At 31.5% G+C, this 18896-nt stretch carries 17 protein-coding genes; all 17 read left to right on the top strand.

Annotated elements, in window-relative coordinates; translation table 11 throughout:
- Positions 1–56 precede the first annotated feature (56 nt).
- The 17 genes from polA to ACL_RS01830 all read left to right on the top strand — a co-directional run bounded on the left by polA (position 57) and on the right by ACL_RS01830 (position 18733).
- Entirely contained in the window at positions 57–2699 is a 2643-nt protein-coding gene (polA, locus tag ACL_RS01750; RefSeq protein ID WP_012242303.1) for a DNA polymerase I, read from the top strand.
- A gap of 12 nt (positions 2700–2711) precedes the next feature.
- Positions 2712–4070: a DNA-formamidopyrimidine glycosylase gene (mutM, locus tag ACL_RS07185; protein WP_012242304.1), complete on the top strand. Its 1359-nt coding sequence runs from the start codon at positions 2712–2714 to the stop codon at positions 4068–4070.
- On the top strand, positions 4063–5274 hold the full coding sequence (locus ACL_RS01760; protein ID WP_012242305.1) for a DnaD domain protein: 1212 nt from the start codon (positions 4063–4065) through the stop codon (positions 5272–5274). The genes mutM and ACL_RS01760 overlap by 8 nt, the downstream gene beginning before the upstream one ends.
- A 1-nt stretch (position 5275) precedes the next feature.
- Complete coding sequence (locus ACL_RS07190; protein ID WP_012242306.1) at positions 5276–6076, top strand: ATP-binding protein; 801 nt, start codon at positions 5276–5278, stop codon at positions 6074–6076.
- 287 nt (positions 6077–6363) lie between these two features.
- Complete coding sequence (gene thrS / locus ACL_RS01770) at positions 6364–8292, top strand: threonine--tRNA ligase (protein ID WP_012242307.1); 1929 nt, start codon at positions 6364–6366, stop codon at positions 8290–8292.
- Between the two features lie 173 nt (positions 8293–8465).
- Positions 8466–9371, top strand: a complete 906-nt coding sequence (locus tag ACL_RS01775) for an ABC transporter ATP-binding protein (protein ID WP_012242308.1) — start codon at positions 8466–8468, stop codon at positions 9369–9371.
- Complete coding sequence (locus tag ACL_RS01780; RefSeq protein WP_012242309.1) at positions 9358–10671, top strand: ABC transporter permease; 1314 nt, start codon at positions 9358–9360, stop codon at positions 10669–10671. Before ACL_RS01775 ends, ACL_RS01780 begins: the two co-directional genes overlap by 14 nt.
- A complete protein-coding gene (locus tag ACL_RS01785; RefSeq protein WP_012242310.1) occupies positions 10672–11670 on the top strand; it encodes a P-loop NTPase in 999 nt (332 codons plus the stop codon). It begins immediately after the preceding gene.
- Positions 11671–11685: 15 nt separating this feature from the next.
- Positions 11686–12960, top strand: coding sequence for a hypothetical protein (locus tag ACL_RS01790; protein WP_041633763.1), 1275 nt, complete (start codon positions 11686–11688; stop codon positions 12958–12960).
- Complete coding sequence (locus ACL_RS01795; RefSeq protein WP_012242312.1) at positions 12960–13649, top strand: DUF6320 domain-containing protein; 690 nt, start codon at positions 12960–12962, stop codon at positions 13647–13649. The genes ACL_RS01790 and ACL_RS01795 overlap by 1 nt, the downstream gene beginning before the upstream one ends.
- 55 nt (positions 13650–13704) lie before the next feature.
- Positions 13705–14358 carry a RadC family protein gene (gene radC / locus ACL_RS01800; protein ID WP_012242313.1) on the top strand — a complete coding sequence of 218 codons (654 nt, stop codon included), beginning with the start codon at positions 13705–13707 and terminating at the stop codon, positions 14356–14358.
- Between the two features lie 28 nt (positions 14359–14386).
- A complete protein-coding gene (locus tag ACL_RS01805; RefSeq protein WP_012242314.1) occupies positions 14387–15340 on the top strand; it encodes a DUF697 domain-containing protein in 954 nt (317 codons plus the stop codon).
- Between the two features lie 162 nt (positions 15341–15502).
- Positions 15503–15802 (top strand): 50S ribosomal protein L21, encoded by a 300-nt coding sequence (gene rplU / locus ACL_RS01810; protein WP_012242315.1) that lies wholly within the window; start codon positions 15503–15505, stop codon positions 15800–15802.
- The gene (locus ACL_RS01815) at positions 15802–16116 is read left to right on the top strand and encodes a ribosomal-processing cysteine protease Prp (RefSeq protein WP_012242316.1); all 315 of its coding nucleotides are present in this window, start codon (positions 15802–15804) and stop codon (positions 16114–16116) included. Before rplU ends, ACL_RS01815 begins: the two co-directional genes overlap by 1 nt.
- A gap of 1 nt (position 16117) precedes the next feature.
- Positions 16118–16396, top strand: a complete 279-nt coding sequence (gene rpmA, locus ACL_RS01820; protein ID WP_012242317.1) for a 50S ribosomal protein L27 — start codon at positions 16118–16120, stop codon at positions 16394–16396.
- Between the two features lie 67 nt (positions 16397–16463).
- Positions 16464–17723 carry a GTPase ObgE gene (gene obgE / locus ACL_RS01825; protein WP_012242318.1) on the top strand — a complete coding sequence of 420 codons (1260 nt, stop codon included), beginning with the start codon at positions 16464–16466 and terminating at the stop codon, positions 17721–17723.
- 236 nt (positions 17724–17959) lie between these two features.
- The gene (locus ACL_RS01830; protein WP_012242319.1) at positions 17960–18733 is read left to right on the top strand and encodes a hypothetical protein; all 774 of its coding nucleotides are present in this window, start codon (positions 17960–17962) and stop codon (positions 18731–18733) included.
- The last annotated feature ends 163 nt before the right edge of the window (positions 18734–18896 follow it).

An 18896-nucleotide genomic window follows, 5' to 3' on the forward strand; every position in this document is an offset into this window, starting at 1 on the left:
TGTGGAAAACTTATCTAGATAACTATGTTAAAATACATTTATAGAAGGGGTACAATATGAAAAAAATTACACTTGTAGACGGTAACTCGATACTTTTTAGAGCATATAATGCGACTGCATATCCAGGAGCTAAGGTCTTACAAACATCCACAGGTATTTATACAAATGCCGTTTTTGCATTTAGTGGTATGATCGATAAAATTATTGAGATATCTAATTCACATATGCTTATAGCATTTGATACTGGAGAACCGACACACAGACATAAATCATATGATGATTATAAAGCAGGTAGAAAAGAAATGCCTGAGGAATTAGGTAGTCAAATACCTTTAATCCATGAACTTATTAAGTATCTTGGCATTAAAGAATACTCCATGGCTGGTTATGAAGCAGATGACATCATTGGTACCCTTGCTAAAATGGCTGAAAAAGCTGGTTATAAAGTCGATGTCTTTTCATCTGATTATGACCTTTTACAATTAGTTACAGAACATATTACTGTGCACATGTTAAAAAAAGGTATGCGTGTTGTAGAAACCTACACACCTGAAACTTTAAAAGAAACTTATGGTTTTTCTCATGAGTTATTTATTGATTTTAAAGCATTAGTTGGTGATAAATCTGATAATATTCCAGGTGTTCCAGGCGTTGGAGAAGTCACTGCTAAAAAGTTAATTGCTGAATATGGTACGTTAGAAAATATTTTAAATAATGCAGAACATATTAAAGGTAAGCTTGGAGAAAACATTCGTACAAACAAAGAACAGGCAGTTTTTTCAAAAGAACTCTCAACAATTCTAACGGATATGCCACTACCTTTTGATCTTGAAGATACAAAAGTTGGTGAAGTAGATGAAGAAAGCTTAATTAATTTTTATAAACGTCTTGAATTAAAACAATTAGTGATATCTTATAATAAGAAAAATCCAGAAGTTGCTGCAACTACTGCCGAAACTTCTGAGTTTCAATATAAAGCAATTGATTCTGAAAATGCATTAAAATCTCTACTCAACCAAGATCTTGCAATTTACTTTGAATTTTCAGATTTCAATTACCACAAAGCTGAACTTTGGGGTGTTGGTTTAAGTAATGGAAAAATCAATTACTTTGTAGATAGTGAAACGTTTTTAAATAGTGCCTCATTTAAAGCTTATTTAGAAAGTTCTAAATATAAAAAGTATACATATCACTATAAAGGTACAAAAGTATTTTTAAAGAAACTTGGTACCGAGTTTAATCATGTAACCTATGATTTACTTTTAGCTGCTTACTTAATTCAGTCCAGTATTGGTAAACAAGACTTTACCTTTATTGCGCAACAATTTCAAATCACGGATATTCAATATGATGAAGAAGTTTATGGTAAAGGTGCTAAAAAGGCCCTACCTTTAATTCCATCAGACTATGAAGGTCATATAGCTAAAAAGGCGTATATCATCCATAAACTGATGCAACAAACACTAGATGTATTAACTGAACGTAACCAATTAAGTTTACTAAATGATGTGGAACTACCTCTATCAGATGTCCTTGCAGATATGGAATATCAAGGTTTAACAGTTGACCTAAAAGAACTAGAAAATCAAACTAAAGATATGTCTTTACGTATTGATAAATTAAGAACTGAAATTCTTTTGCTAGCAGGTGTTGACTTTAATGTCGATAGTCCTAAACAATTAGGTGATGTCTTATTTGATACCTTAGGTCTACCAAATGGTAAGAAAACTAAAACAGGATACTCTACAGGTATTGAAGTTTTAAACAACCTAATCGATCACCATCCAATTATTAACTTAATTATTGAATATAGACAACTAACTAAACTGTATTCAACCTATTTAATCGGTATTAAAGAATCCGTATTTGAAGATAACCGTGTACACACCATTTATAATCAAGCACTAACCTTAACTGGTCGCTTATCAAGTTTAGAACCGAACTTACAAAATATTCCTATTCGTACAGAAGAAGGTAGACAAATAAGAAAATTATTTATTCCTGAACCTGATAGCTATTTTGTAGGTGCTGACTACTCTCAAATCGAATTACGTGTGTTAGCAGCTATGGCTGATGTTAAAAATTTAAAACAAGCATTTGAAGAAGATCAAGACATTCATACCGTAACAGCTCAAAAGGTATTCCACGTAGATACTGTCGATAGTGAACAAAGAAGACGTGCTAAAGCAGTTAACTTCGGTATTATTTATGGTATTGGACCATGGAGTTTATCTGAGGATATTGGTGTCACGGTGAAAGAAGCAGAAAACTTTATTAGCCGTTATTTGGAAGTATATCCTGAAATTAAAGATTACATGACCAATATCGTTGAGTTTGCTAAAACACATGGCTATGTTGAAACACTTTTAAATCGTCGCCGTTATATACCAGAACTATCCTCTAAAGTATTTAACTTAAGAGAGTTTGGTAAACGTACCAGTTTAAATGCGCCGATTCAAGGTACAGCAGCAGACATTATTAAACTCGCGATGATTGATTTACACAACTATTTAAAAGATAATAAAAAGAAATCAAAACTTATCCTACAAGTACATGACGAACTCATCGTTGAGGTTGTTAAAGAAGAGTTGGATGAGATGAAAGAAGTCATACCAAACATCATGGAAAAAGCCTTTAATTTAGGCGTTAGACTGAAAACATCATGTGATGTTGGAAACAACTGGTATGAATTAAAATAAAGGAGAAGTACTATGCCTGAACTACCTGAGGTAGAAACCATTCGTAGAAATTTAAATACAGTATTAGAAGGTGAAATCATACGTGAGGTTTTAGTATACTATCGACCTATTGTTTCAAATGATGCGTCATTTGAAACCAAATTAAAAGGTCAACGTATACATAAAGTAGAACGTGAAGCAAAGTATTTAAAGTTTATTTTAGATGACTATCTTTTAGTATCTCATTTACGTATGGAAGGCAAATACTTTATGGACGCGCCTTTAAATAAACATATACATGTAGTGTTTAATCTATCAAGCGGTCACACGTTAAGTTATGAAGATACACGTAAATTTGGCCGTTTTGAACTGGTAGATATTAAATATAAAGACACTTATTTAAAAGATATTAAAGGGCTTGCTAAAGACCCTGATACCCTAGATTTAAACACCTTTTATAGTAGTTTTAATCAAAGAAGTAAAACGATTAAAGAAATATTACTGGATCAATCCATTATTGGTGGTATTGGTAATATTTATGCAAATGAAATACTTTACTTATCTAAAATACATCCAGCCAAAAAAGGTTTTTTAATCAGTAAAGATGAAGCAAAAACCTTACTAAATAACTCTAATCTTGTTTTAAACAAGGCCATCGAAATGGGTGGAACGACAATTGACACCTTTGAATCATTAGGGCATAAGGGTGAGTTTCAACAGGAGTTAAATGTTCATGGCAAAACTGGAGAGATTTGTAAGGTATGTGGCACTAAAATAATTAAATTTCAGTTAAAAGGACGAGGTACTTATATTTGTCCTAAATGCCAACCATCTTATGTAGTCGCAATCACAGGTGGTATTGCAACCGGTAAATCTACTGCAACAAACTATTTAAGAAAAAAAGGATTTGTAGTTGTAGATTCTGATGAAATTGTAGGAAGTCTTTATCAAGATAGTGATGTACTAAATTTAATTGCAAAAACCTTTAAAATGGAAACACCAATTGATAAAGCAAAACTTGCAAACATCGTTTTCCATGATGAAAAACAAAGAAAAAAATTAGAACACATCTTACATCCACTCGTTTTTGATGAAATTAGCAAACAAAAACAATTAAATAATGAACATATCTTATTTTTAGATATTCCTTTATTATTTGAATCGAATTACAAAGAGTTTGATGAATCCATCTTAATAGATACAACTGAAGCACTTCAACTGGATAGATTAATGAAGCGCAACAAATATACTCAAGAAGAAGCACTTGTTCGTATAAAAGCGCAGATACCTTTAAGTAAAAAGCGCAAACTAGCTACACACATTATAAAAAATAATGGATCTATAGATGCGTTATATGAAAAAATAGATAAATTATTAGAAAGGTATGTATAAAGTGAAAGCAAAATCAACATTTAATATTATCAGTCAATCAGCACTTTCAAGTGATGAGTGGAAAGTTTTAGGTATTTTATACCAACCAATTATTGGTGTTTTATCGTTTTCTTTATATCATACTTTTTACCACTTATTAAACACCAAAAATTATCAATCAGAAACATTTACACATCAATTTCTACTTGATGTGTTAAATGTTAAAATAGATGATTTAAAAGAGGCTAGAGAAAAATTAGAAGCCATTAACTTACTTAATACCTTTGTTCAAGGTGAACATACAGTCTATCAATTAAAATCACCACTATCCCCAAGAGGATTTATTCAAGATACGATTTTAGGACAGTTTCTACTCACTGAAATGGGCAAAAAATTATATGACCAAGTAACAAACCTATTTAAAGTAGAAAAAATAGAATTAACAGGCTACACGGAAGTGACTAAAAACTTTGATGATGTCTTTAACTTTATTGATTCTAACCATTTTTATGATTCTGATGTTTATTTAGGTAAGAAGAGTAACTTAGGTGCACGTATTAAAGATCAAATTAATTATGAAGCATTTGTTGAAAAATTACCGGACCGAGTTAAAAAACCAATTTTAATGTCTCGTCAAACGGTAGATACCATTCAAAAATTAGTGTTTGTCTACCAATTTTCATTAGATGAAATTGCAGATATCTACATTAAAACCGTATCACCAAATGGTGATATTGATTTAGGTAATTTAAGTTTTAAAGCTCAAACCTATTACCAAGATAAGAAAAAGGTATTACCAGTTGTAAGTGAAACAAAACAATTAAATGGTAAGGAATCTTCAATTAATTACCTAAAAACTGTTTCCCCTATGCAAATTGTTGAAAAGTATGCAAAAGATGATTATCAATTAATGTATACCGACACAGTGATGTCTTTAATTGAAAGAAATCAAGTTGAAATCGGTATTATTAATGCATTACTACTTCATATACTAAAATTTAAAGATGGACATTTACCACATATTACATATCTTGAAAAGGTTTTAGAAACGTGGCTTAAAAAAGGTATACGAACAACAGAAGATGCTTATCATGAAGTTTTAGATAAATCTAGTTATGAAAATAAAACTGTAAGTTATACAGCAAAAACTAAAACTAAGGCTAAAAATCCTGAATGGGTTGATGCATACTTAGATGAACTTAATGCTGAATTTGAGGACAAATAAGATGAAACTAGAATTTATGAGAGAAGCCATCTTGAATGATGATGAGACAAAACATTTAAAATTAAATGACGAAGAAGTCATTATTGTGTACCAATATTTACTTCAACGTGATCAAAACGATTCAAAAAGCTTTAAACCTAAATTAAAGTTTGAACCCTACGTTCAAATTGTATATGAGCCAACTAAAGAAAAAAGACAACAAGATTTAACACGTATCATTAAAAGAAACTTAGAAACCTTTGAATCAGATATCTACATAGCAGATGCAACCTTAGATGACTTCATCATTAGTGATGACTTTCAAAAAGAAGCAGTTGACTATGCAAGACAAACCATCGACCAAAAAGATAAGTTCATGAAAGGACTCTATTTATATGGTCCAAATGGTACTGGTAAAAGCTTTTTATTAAGTGGTTTAGCAAATGAACTTACTAAACTTAACATTGATGTTATCTATGCCTTTGTTCCAGACTTAATAAGAACATTAAAAGGTGCAATTTCAACAAATCAACTTGAAAAACGTATCAACATCTTAAAACGTACAAAGGTACTTATTTTAGATGATTTGGGTGGTGAAAACATGTCTGCATGGTTTAGAGATGAAATATTACTACCTGTCATCCATTACCGTTTAAATGCAAATTTAATGGTACACATTTCAAGTAATGTGACCTTCAAGGAACTTGCAGAAGGTATGACTCTAAATAAAGATAATGATAGTATTCGTGTCATGCGTATTATCAAAAGAATTAGTGATTTGACAAAACCCTTCAAATTGATGAAAAGATTCAAAATAGATTGATTTTTTAACATTTAAGTGTAAAATACTAATAAAGCAATGAATTAGGACAAGATTTAAGTCATAAACGAAAAAGCGATGTAAGAATGGTGAGAGCTTACAAACCCACTTAAATTACCACCTAATGAGCTGGCCTAAACCAATAGGACCCGTCTTTCTAGCGTTAATAGATAACTTATGAAGTTGCATACATTAATTGTATGAATTAAGGTGGTACCGCGGATTTTTAAATTCGTCCTTACATTGTTTTATTGTAGGGACTTTTATTTTTATAAGCAAAGGAGAACGACATGATTAAAGTAACATTTCCTGATGGCAACATCAAATCTTACAAAAAAGGTATTACAGTATTAGAGGTTGCAGAAGATATTTCGATATCTTTAGCAAAAAAAATAGTTGCAGCTAAATTTAATGAGGATTTAGTTGAAATATCACGTAAATTAGAACATGATGGTAAATTACAATTACTTACTCCAAAAGAGGAACTATCATTTCATGTATTAAATCACTCGGCCGCACACTTAATGGCACAAGCTATTCGTAAACTTTATCCAGATGCATTATTTGGGGTAGGGCCAGCAATTGAAGAAGGCTATTATTATGATGTTGATTTTAAAGACAGTGTCTTTACAGATGCAGATTTAGAAGAGGTAGAAAAAATGATGAAAAAATTAAGTGAAGAAAATCACTTAATCGAACGTATTGAAGTATCCTATGATGAAGCTAGAGACATATTTAAAAATGATCCATATAAATTAGAATTAATTGAAGTTTATAAAGATGATCAGTTAAGTGTTTATAGACAAGGGGAATTCATCGATTTATGTCGTGGTGGTCACGTACCTTCCACAAAATACATCAAACACTTTAAACTCTTAAGTATTGCAGGTGCTTACTGGAGAGGGGATGCTAAAAATAGACAATTAGTACGTGTGTATGGTATTGCTTATTTTGAAAAAGCAGAACTTGATAAACATTTAGTGATGCTTGAAGAAAGAAAATTAAGAGATCATAGAAAAATCGGTAAAGATTTAGATATCTTTATGACAAGCCAAGAAGTAGGCTCTGGGTTACCATTTTGGTTACCAAAAGGCGCAACTATTCGCCGCATCATCGAACGTTATATTACTGATAAAGAGTTAGAATTAGGCTATTTACACGTGTATACACCAATTATGGCTAACGTAGAGTTTTATAAACAAAGTGGACACTGGGATCACTATCATGAAAACATGTATCCTCCAATGGATTTAGGTGATGGAGAAATGTTAGTACTACGTCCAATGAACTGTCCTCACCACATGATGATTTATAAAAAAGATATTCACTCCTATAGAGAATTGCCAATACGTTTTGCTGAACTAGGTATGATGCACCGTTATGAAAAATCAGGCGCGTTAAGTGGTTTACAACGTGTTAGAGAAATGACTTTAAATGATGCACATATCTTTGTAAGACCTGATCAAATTAAAGAAGAATTTATGCGTGTTGTGCATTTAATTATTGAAGTATATAAAGACTTTAAGATCACTGATTATAGCTTTAGATTAAGCTATAGAGATCCAGAAAACAAAGAAAAATACTTTGATGATGATCAAATGTGGCAACGTGCGGAATCAGAACTTAAAAACGTCATGGATGAAATGAAACTTCCATACAAAGAAGCCATCGGTGAAGCAGCATTCTATGGACCAAAATTAGATATCCAAGTACGTACTGCAATGGGTATGGAAGAAACTCTATCCACAGTACAACTAGACTTCTTATTACCGGAACGATTTGACCTAACTTATGTTGGTGAAGATGGTAAGAATAACCATCGCCCGGTAGTTATTCACCGTGGTGTAGTATCTACAATGGAACGTTTTGTAGCATACTTAATTGAAGAATACAAAGGTAGCTTCCCATTATGGTTAGCACCAGTTCAATTAAAACTGATTCCTGTAAATTTAGACTTACATAAAGATTATGTCATGAATCTACATGAACAATTAAAAAAATTAGGATTTAGAGTAGAATCTGACTTTAGAAATGAAAAGTTAGGCTATAAGATCCGTGAAGCTCAAACATTAAAAATACCATATCAATTAGTGGTAGGTGATAATGAGATGAATACACACTCAATTACCTATAGACCATATGGAAGTGAAAAGCAAATTAATATCTCAATTGATGGCTTCATTAAATTGTTAAATGAACGCATGATCAATAAAGACTAAGATATATCAACTAATCCTAGTCAACAATAAATCTGCACACACCTGTCATAAATAGGTGTGTGTTTTTATCATAAAGATGGCCTTAAATCGATTAAATAATTATTAAAAAAACGGTAAACATGTTATGATATTAGTAGTATATTTTCAATTTATAAATGAAAAGGAGTTTATCGATGCTTGAAGTAAAAAATGTCACTTTAAAATACGGCGATTTTACAGCCGTAGATGACTTATCTTTTGAAGTAGAAAAAGGTGAAATCTTTGGTCTACTCGGCACCAATGGTGCTGGTAAGACTACAACTTTTAGAACTATAATGGGTTTACTATACCCATCTAGTGGTTATGTTAGATATGAAGGGGATTTTGTCTCTTATGAAACAGTGGATAAAATAGGTTATATGATTGAGGAAAGAAGTTTACTAACAAAACTTACTGTAAAAGACTTAATTTTGTATTTTGGTCAACTTAAAAATGTACCTGTTAAAACAATATTAGAACGACTGGATTATTGGTTAAAACGTTTTAATATTGTAGATTATAAAATGAAGAAAATTAAAGAATTATCTAAGGGGAATCAACAAAAAATTCAGTTTATTTCAGCACTGATTAATGAACCATCATTACTAGTACTAGATGAACCTTTTAGTGGTCTAGACGTTATAAATATAGAATTATTTGTTGAAGTTATCAGAGAATACCAACAAAAAGGTTGTACCATTATCTTTTCATCACACCAAATAGATCATGTAGAAAGTTTTTGTGAGCGCCTAGTTGTCTTAGAAAAAGGTAAATCAGTGATTTCAGGATTAATTAAAGATGTTAAAAATGACTTTAAAAAGCATAACATTAAAGTCATAGCAGATGGTTTAGATGCTGAAAAAGTACTTGGAATACCTGGTGTTTTTGGATGTACAAAAGACTCCAAAGAATGGACCATTAAAATTGAATCAGAAGATGTTGCACCAAGTGTATTTGATTATATTAAGACACTAGAGAATTTAAGAAAATATGATGTTGAGCAAGCAAGTTTATCTGAGATATTTATTGCGAAAGTAGGTAAAAAGTATGAAGAAGCTTAAGTATTTAATTAAATATGGATTAAAGAAAAGACTTTTTACAAAAGCATTTTATATTTCAACAGCAGTCATTGGTGTTTTAATTGTAGGTATTACATTACTACCTACAATTATTAGTAGTTTTGCTGATGAACCGGGTGGAGAGATTATCGATAATAGAATAACTATTGTAGATACAACCGGATATAACTTTGATGATGCACTACAAACAGTCATTAATTTCTCTTTATTCAATTTATTTGATAACCAAATTGAATATCTTTTATCAAATGATATTCCTGATGCAACATATTATGATGATGCACTACCAAACTCTGGGTTAATTTACATTTATTTAGAAGGTGGTTTGGTTCAAGTACAAGTATATAATTCTGGTTTACATGGCTATGTAGCATCTATACTTGAAAGTTTCTTACCAAACTTACAAAGACTAAAATATGAAATTGATAATCCAGGTTCTACTGGAATGATTAATGATGTTACTGTAGATTTTGTAAAAGATCCAAATGCAGAAGATACAGAACTTCAATCCATTATGTCAGCTTTATCTACAGCAGTGATTATCCCAATCTTTATTTTAATTACAATTGCACTCCAGTTCATAGGTACTGAGATTATGGAAGAAAAATCTACTAAGGCAATTGAGATTATTATTGCATCTGTACCACCTAGAACACACTTTTTTGCTAAGATATTGTCCATCATGATATTCTTAGTAGTTCAGCTATTAACCTATGTTATCTTTGGACTAGTAGGGTTTGGCTTAAACGAACTGATTGCTAGTGGCAGTACCTCAGTTGGCGGTAGTTGGGGTGATATTGTAGGTATTTTAGGACCAGTTATTTTACCTACATTACTTGTAACTTTAGTATGTGCTGTATTAGGGGCACTTATCTATGCAATCATAGGTGGATTCTTCGCATCATTATCAGTTAACCAAGAAGATTATCAAGCAATTCAAACACCTGTTATGATGATTTTAATGATTTCATATATGGGTGGGATATTTGCAGGTGCATCCCAACTATCAGGATTACTCTTATTCTTTGGATACTTCCCATTTAGTGCACCACTTGTTTTACCGGTTGCATTTGCTGCTGGACAATTAGGTTGGTTAGAAGTAGTTATTAGTTTTGCTATTATGATAGTAACTGCAGTAGGGTTACTTGCAGTATTTACACCACTTTACCGTGCAAGTATTCTATCTTATGATCAATCCTCATTATTTAAACGTATTAAAAACACTTACCGTACATCTAAGGTATTAAAAGACAATCAAAAATTATATGAAGGTAAAAAGTAATTGAGCAAATTAGAACAATTAAAAATTGAATTAAATAAATTAATAGATCCATCATTGAATAAAACATTTGAAGAAGTAGGCAGTATTTTAAGTATTAAAGTCGATGAAGAAGATGTGATAGATTTAGAAGTCCAGCTTAAAAATAGACGAAAAGATGAAACCAATATCAAACTTGAAATTGCAAGACTTGCAAAAATCAAGTTTGATTATCCAGGTATCCGCATCATATTCACCGATTCTAACTACAAACTAGATGATGAAAAATCTATCACTTACCTTGGTATCATCTCAGGTAAGGGTGGTGTTGGTAAATCTAGTGTTACAGCAAACCTTGCTGTCGCACTCAAAAGATTAGGCTATAAAGTAGGTGTGATTGATACAGATGTTTATGGTTCTTCCATACCAAGTATTTTTAATCTACCTATTGAACCACTAGATACTTCAGAAGATGATGAACTTATACCTGCAAGAACTCTAGATGACATACAAGTCATTAGCCCTGAATTTTTTATGCCGCTAGACCAACCACTTATGTGGCGTGGTCCAATGTTGGGTAAACTTATAACACATTTTTTCAATAATGTATTATGGGATGAAGATACTCAAATCGTTTTAATTGATTTACCACCTGGTACGGGTGATATACAGCTCGATGTACAAACATTTGTACCAGATGCTAAAATGTTACTTGTTACGACACCGCATCCAAATGCTAGCCATGTAGCCTTAAAAGCTGGTCTTGGCGCTTATGAAATAGGACACAAAATCATTGGTGTGGTTGAAAACATGAGTTACTATTATAATGAAGCAAATCAAAAAAATGAGTATTTATTTGGTCAAGGTGGTGGAGAAATCACAGCGTCTAAACTACAAAGTGAACTTTTAATTCAAATACCTATTAATCAACCAGTAGATACATCAAGTTACATCTATAGTCTTAACGATATGAATGGTAAGTTGTATTTTGCACTCGCGAAAAAGGTTTTAGAAAAACTATAAGAAAGTTGGGATAATTTGGCCAAACTTAGAAAGTTTTATGACCTAGATAATGCAGCTAAAATTTTTCCTGTAGTAGCTAATGAGTCACGTAGCTACGTATTTAGGATCTCTGTTATATTTAAAGAACCCATTAAAGTAGATATATTACAACAAGCACTTAATCGTACAACCAAACGTTTTAAACATCTAAACGTTCGTATTAGAAAAGGATTATTCTGGTATTATTTTGAAGAAAATTTGAAAGAACCCTTACTATATGAAGAAGATGGTATGATTAATCAATTTCTAGTGTTTAAAAGTAATAACGACTTTTTATTTAGAACACAGTACTTTAAAGAAAGACTAAGTGTTGAGTTTTTCCATGCCCTAACAGATGGTAAAGGTGCATTAGAGTTTGTAAACTCGCTTGCTTATGAATACTTAACCTTAGATGGTAAAACAATTGATCCTGAAGGTTTAGTTATACGTGCAGATGCAGCAGCAACCTATCAAGAAGTTGCTGATGAATTTCAAAAGTTATATCACGATAAAAAAATACCTAAAGTAAAAGAAATAAAAGCACATCGCATTAAGGGGACATTTTACCCAAAAAACTATAATGCTGTCATAAATGCTTATGTATCATTATCTAAAGTTAAAGCAACGGCTAAATCTTTTGATGTCACCATGAATGAACTCATGATTGGCATGATTATATTAGCGCTTAAACGCTCTGGTAAGATACAAAGTTATAAACATTTAGCACGTATCTTTATACCTGTAAACATGCGTCAATACTATCCATCTGTTACTTTAAGAAACTTTGCTAGTTATGTACGTATTAATTATGATCTTAATCAAGATGAAAATGAGTTAGAACATATTTTATCCTTTGTGAAACTAGAGATGAAAAATCAACTAAACCTAGAAGATATGGTCAACTCAATCATTCAAAATGTCCGTTATGAACAAAACAAACTACTTAGAATGACACCTTTAAGTATAAAGATTGTTGCAATGCGTAGTGTTTACGGAAAAATCGGTAATAAACTGAATACATTTGACACTTCAAACTTAGGTTTAATTAAATTACCTAAAGATATGAGTGAGCATATCTCACATTATAGTTTTATGATTGTGCCTAACCTAGATACACCAAAGGCTATGTCTTTTGTGTCGTTTAAGGATACAATGACGATTTCATTTATCTCTAAAATTGTAGAGCGTGATTTTGAAATTGAATTCTTTAAAATCTTAAAATCACTGGATATTGAATCCCAAATTGAAGCCAATGGTTGGGAGGTTATATAATGAGATACTGTCAACATTGTCACGCATATTATTATAAGAAGGAAACAACTTGTACGATTTGCGGTAGACCTTTAATTGAAAAAACCCATGAGAGTAAAGTTATTACTCAAGGATACCCAACAATTAAACTTAAATCTAATAAGGCTAAGTTTGTATCTAAGATATTTGGTGTGATCTCAATTGCGGTTGTCATCATCCTTGCAATGATAAACTTTGCTACATATAATTCTAATCCTACACCTTGGAGTTTAATTGCAATAGGACCGATTGTCTATGCTTGGATACTGTTATCTCAAATTATTATATCCAAACACAATTATCCAACAAAAGTTAATAGACAAGTAATCCTTATAAGTTTGGTACTTATACTTATAGATGTGATTACAGAATATAAAGCTTGGAGTCTAACCTATGTTATACCAGCATTACTTGTAACAACTACTATCATTTTACCGATTGTAGTGGCAAGTAAACCTAAAACATATTACTTACATGTGAGAAGTTTATTCTTCTTAATGATTATGAATTTTGTAGTAGGTATTATTGGTTTTACAACACCATTTATGGAAACAGGTGTTACTTGGACGAGTTTATCTGTTTTAGCAGTAGGTATCTTACTACTTTCTACAATGTTTACCTTTGCTAGAAAAGATACATGGACTGAACTTATTAAGATATTTAGAATTTAAATAAAAGTAAAATACACCTCTTCTACCTACTATAAGTTAGAAGGGGTGTTTATTTATGAAACCAAGAGAAAAATTAATTCAACATGGCGTTCGTGCATTAGAAGACTATGAACTTATAGCTATTTTACTTAGAACAGGAAATACAAAGGAAGATGTTTTGTTACTTGCTAAAAAAGTGTTGTCTCAATTAGATAATTTTGAAGATATGTTACATATCACCGTAGAAGATTTACTTACAATTTATGGAATTAGTGATGCAAAAGCTACCACCATTATTGCTGCAGTAGAACTTGGAAGAAGATTAAGTGATAGAAAAAAACCAGTACGTAAAATGATAACTGAGTCGAGTGAGGTGTATCATTTACTTAAAGAGGATATGTCTTACCTAAGAAAAGAACACTTAATCGTTTTATGTTTAGATATCAAAGGTAATCTACTAAAAAATGAGACGATCTATATGGGTACAACTTCATCTATTCAAGTATCTGTAAAAGATTTGTTTAAGTCTGCTGTAAGAATTGGTGCATTTGGCATTATTGTCGTCCATAATCACCCAAGCGGTGATTCCACACCTAGTCAAGCAGATGATAAACTAACGAAACTTATTAAAAATGCTGGTGAAGTTTTATCCATTGAACTTATTGATCATATTATTATAGGTAGAAATGAGTTTTTTTCATATCGTAGACAAAGAAGAGAAGAAATTTGATATAATAAATAAAAAAGGTAAAAACCATATGAAGAAAAACTCTAATAAAAAATTCTGGTATTTTGTAGGTATAGGTACACTACTTATTATACTTATGATGATTGTTTCATCCATCATGCAAGTAGGAGAACACTTAAAAAGTGTACATGAGTATGCACCTTACATATTTTATGGACTTTCATTTTTATTAGTGTATTTTTTAATTATTAGACCGGTTGTAATTATCTTATTTTCACCCTCTTTTTCAATTGGTACAACATTAGATAAAAACCCTAAAAGAGAACATAAGGTTTATAAGAAAGTAGCTAAACGTATTTTAGAACAAGAAGACTTACCAGAAGGCATGAAAAAGAATTTAGAAGATTCTATGCACGATCCTTATGAGTTAAGAGATGCTCTAAATAATGTATACAATAAACATTTAAAGAAAAAATTAAACAAAGTCATACGTCAACATGCAAAGACAGTCATGGTATCCACTGCAATCTCACAAAATGGACGATTAGATTTTATTACAGTGGTTGTAGTCAATATTAAAATGATTAAAGAAATTGTTGTATTATGTGGGTTTAGACCAAGTTATAGAAATCTAGCAAAACTGGTTATCAATGTATTTGTTACAGCACTTATTGCAGAAGGTTTAGAAAATATTAATCTAAATGATATTATCCCAACATCTACAATGAAGATGCTTGGTGAAATACCGTTAATTAGACCGATTATGTCTAGTGTGATAGAAGGGGTGTCTAATGCGCTACTAACACTTAGAATAGGCATTGTAACCAGAAAATACCTATTTGATGACGCACCGGATCTTACAAAAGAAAAGATTAGATATGGCGCTTTAATTGAAGCTGCTAAACACTTACCAATCGTTATTGCTGATGGATTATTCTTATTTCCAAAGACAATTATGAACATGTTTAAATCTAAAGAACCTAAGCTTGAAGCACTTGATGGTGGAGCAAATCCCACGGAATAACTAAGTTTTGAAATTAAGTTTTAGAAGCTGTAAAAAAACCTTGACAAAAGTATCAAATTATAATAAAATAACAGTTGCGTTGTACCACATAGAAAAGGTTATAAATGTCTTGTGACTACCTTCATAGTGAGTCTTCAAATAAAATAAAAGGAGGAAACACACATGTTTGCAATTATCCAAACAGGCGGTAAACAAGTTAAAGTAACAGAAGGACAAGAAATCTACGTTGAAAAACTAGATGTCGAAGCTGGTGATACTTTCGAATTTACTGAAGTATTAGCAACATCAGACAAAATTGGTCACCCATATGTAGAAGGTGCTAAAGTTGTTGCTGAAGTTATTAAACAAGGTAGACAAAGAAAGATTATTGTTTTCAAATATAAAAGACGTAAAAATTATAGAAGAAAACAAGGTCATAGACAAGCTTACACTAAGTTAGTTGTCAAATCAATTCAAGGCTAATGATTAAGTATCATTTCAAAAAAGATCATGGTTTCATTAAAGGACTCGACGTTAAAGGGCACGCGCTCTTTGGTGAATACGGTACAGACATTGTATGTAGTGCAGTATCAACCGCTTTAATCGTTACTGTGAATGCTATTGAAACGTTAGGGTATAAAGAAAACTTTTATGCCAAAGTAGAAGAAGGAAACTTTGAATTACAGATCAATCAAACAAATGACGTAATTGAAGGTTTACTTATCAATTTAGAATACACATTAAATGAGCTCGCAGCTCAATATAAAACTTACATTAAAAACCATAAGGAGGGATAACATGTTAAAGATTAATATTCAGTTATTCGCATCTAAAAAAGGGGTAGGGTCATCAAGAAACGGACGTGACTCTAGATCTCAAAGATTAGGATCAAAATTATCTGATGGACAATTCGCTTCAGCTGGTTCAATTATTTATCGCCAAAGAGGAACTAAAATTCATCCAGGCAATAACGTTGGACGTGGCGGAGATGATACTTTATTCGCTAAAGTAACAGGAACTGTAAAATACGAACGTAAAGGTAAAAACCGTACGCAAGTATCAGTTTACGAAGCTTAATATTAAAAGGGTAATTGATTATTACCCTTTTTTGTTGTAAAATTTTAGATACGAAGGAAGTGAAACAATGAGCGCATTTGTAGATGCAGTAACAGTAGAAGTAAAAGCAGGACGCGGTGGTAACGGTAAAGTTGCATTCCGTAGAGAAGCACACGTGGAGTTTGGTGGACCCGCTGGTGGTAATGGTGGCCGTGGTGGTCATATTTACTTTATTGGTGATGAAGGTAAAAATACGTTAATAGATTTAAAATACAACAGACATATCAAAGCTGCTAATGGTGTCCATGGTGGCCCTAAAGGGATGCATGGCGCACACGCAGAAGATACATATGTTCGTGTACCATTAGGTACAATTGTATATGATGATAAAGAAAATTTAATTGGTGAAGTGTTAGAACATGGTCAAACTTTATTAATTGCTCAAGGTGGCAAAGGTGGCCGTGGTAATATGGCGTTTGCATCCAACAATAATAAAGCACCTGACTTTGCAGAACAAGGTGATTTAGGTCAAATATTCTTAGCAAAAGTAGAACTTCAAGTCCTAGCAGATGTTGGTTTATTAGGTTATCCTAATGTTGGTAAATCGACTTTAATTACTAGAATCTCAAATGCAAAAGCTAAAATAGCTGACTACCAATTTACAACACTATCTCCACAACTTGGTATGGTTAATGTGGAAGATGATGCGTTTGTTGTTGCAGACTTACCTGGATTAATTGAGTTTGCGCACCTTGGTGTTGGTTTAGGCTTACAATTCTTAAAACACGTTGAACGTTGTAGAGTTTTATTACATATCGTATCTATGGATTCATTAGATCCACTAGATGACTACAATAAGATTAACAATGAATTAGTGTTATATGATGAAAAACTAAAAGACAGAACTCAAATAGTCGTAGCAAATAAGATGGACGTTGAAGGTGCACAAGAAAAGTTTGAAGCCTTCAAAAAAGCATTAAAAGATGTTAAAGTTATTCCGATTTCAGCACTGATGAATGATGGTATTCAAACGCTTAAATATGAAATTGCTACAACATTAAAAACTATCCCTAAATTTGCTCCAAAAGATACTACAAAACACTATACACTGAATGCAGAAGATGCAGTAGATTTCATCATCAATAAAGGTGATGACGGTGTCTTTGAATTAACAGGTGATAAATTATTTGTTTTATTTAATAGAACAGACTTTAATAATGAATCAGCTGTGAAACGTTTTGCAAGACAGCTACGTGGTTTAGGTATCGAAGATGCACTTAGAGAACATGGTGTTGTTCATGGTGATATCGTACGTATCTTCTCTTATGAATTTGAATATTTAGAATAATCTAGTACTAATCCGAGCCCTATTAAGAGCTCGGATTTTTATTTTAAATACACTAAAGACCTAAGATTACCAACTAAGGACTTTGTACTTGAATTATTATTTCATTTGACTATACTTGATATTTTGTATATACTTGTTTAAACATTAAAATGTATACTAAGCAACAACAAAGATCTATCATACAGTAATCATAAAGCTAAAGTTATATATTAGACCAAATCTGGAGGTTTATAGATATGAAAAAAACATTATTTATTATATTAAGTGTGGTAGCAATCTTACTTTTTTCAGGATGTTCATCTATAGGTATTACAGATGTACAACCGGTTAGTTTAGAGTTTAAAAATCCAACTAAAGTAGTGTATGGTACAAATAGAACAAATTATGATGAGCAAAATCAAATCTATAAAGACCCTATTGAATATGAAATACCTGAAGATAGTGTTAAAGGTGTGGTAAAGAAATTATTGTCATTAACCTACAAAAAATATGAAGGCAACATCGATGCATCGCCAATAAATGATTATATTGTAATGTATGACAATGACAATAATTTTGTTACTATCCAAATTGGATCTCTTAATGAAGATGGTATGCATTATGAACTTGTAGGTATAGATGCATTTATAGACTATCTAATGCAAGTCGTTACACCTAAAGGTGGAAAGTTTTACACGATACAAGAAGCATATGATCAAGGACTTTTAACACTAGAAAATTTAAATTTATTACACAAATATCATGAACGGGTACAAATCCAACTTGAACTAGATTCAATTTTTGAAGGGGCTATAAAGAAAACTAGATTAGCAGAATTGATAAACGATTATCCGAATGCAACTTTAGAAAACATTAATATAGATAAATATTATGGCAAATATGAGTCTGCTTATGCTGTTAAAATATCAGTAACGTTTTACATTTATGGTGGCATCGTAAGTGAAACTATTGAAGGGTTAGAATTTGTATTCAATGGACCTTCTACACTCATCTGGTGTGATACAAAGTAGAAGTGGTAGATAGAAACTAACAACACAATAAATGATATATTGCACCAATCAATAATCTTAAAAAGATTTAAGAAGTTTAATAAAATGTCATGATTGTAGAATAAATAATTGATACATATAATTACTTTATTATAATAATAACAGCGTTAAAAGGGGATTTAAA

This window comes from Acholeplasma laidlawii PG-8A (assembly GCF_000018785.1).
Taxonomy (GTDB): Bacteria; Bacillota_I; Bacilli_A; order Acholeplasmatales; family Acholeplasmataceae; genus Acholeplasma; species Acholeplasma laidlawii.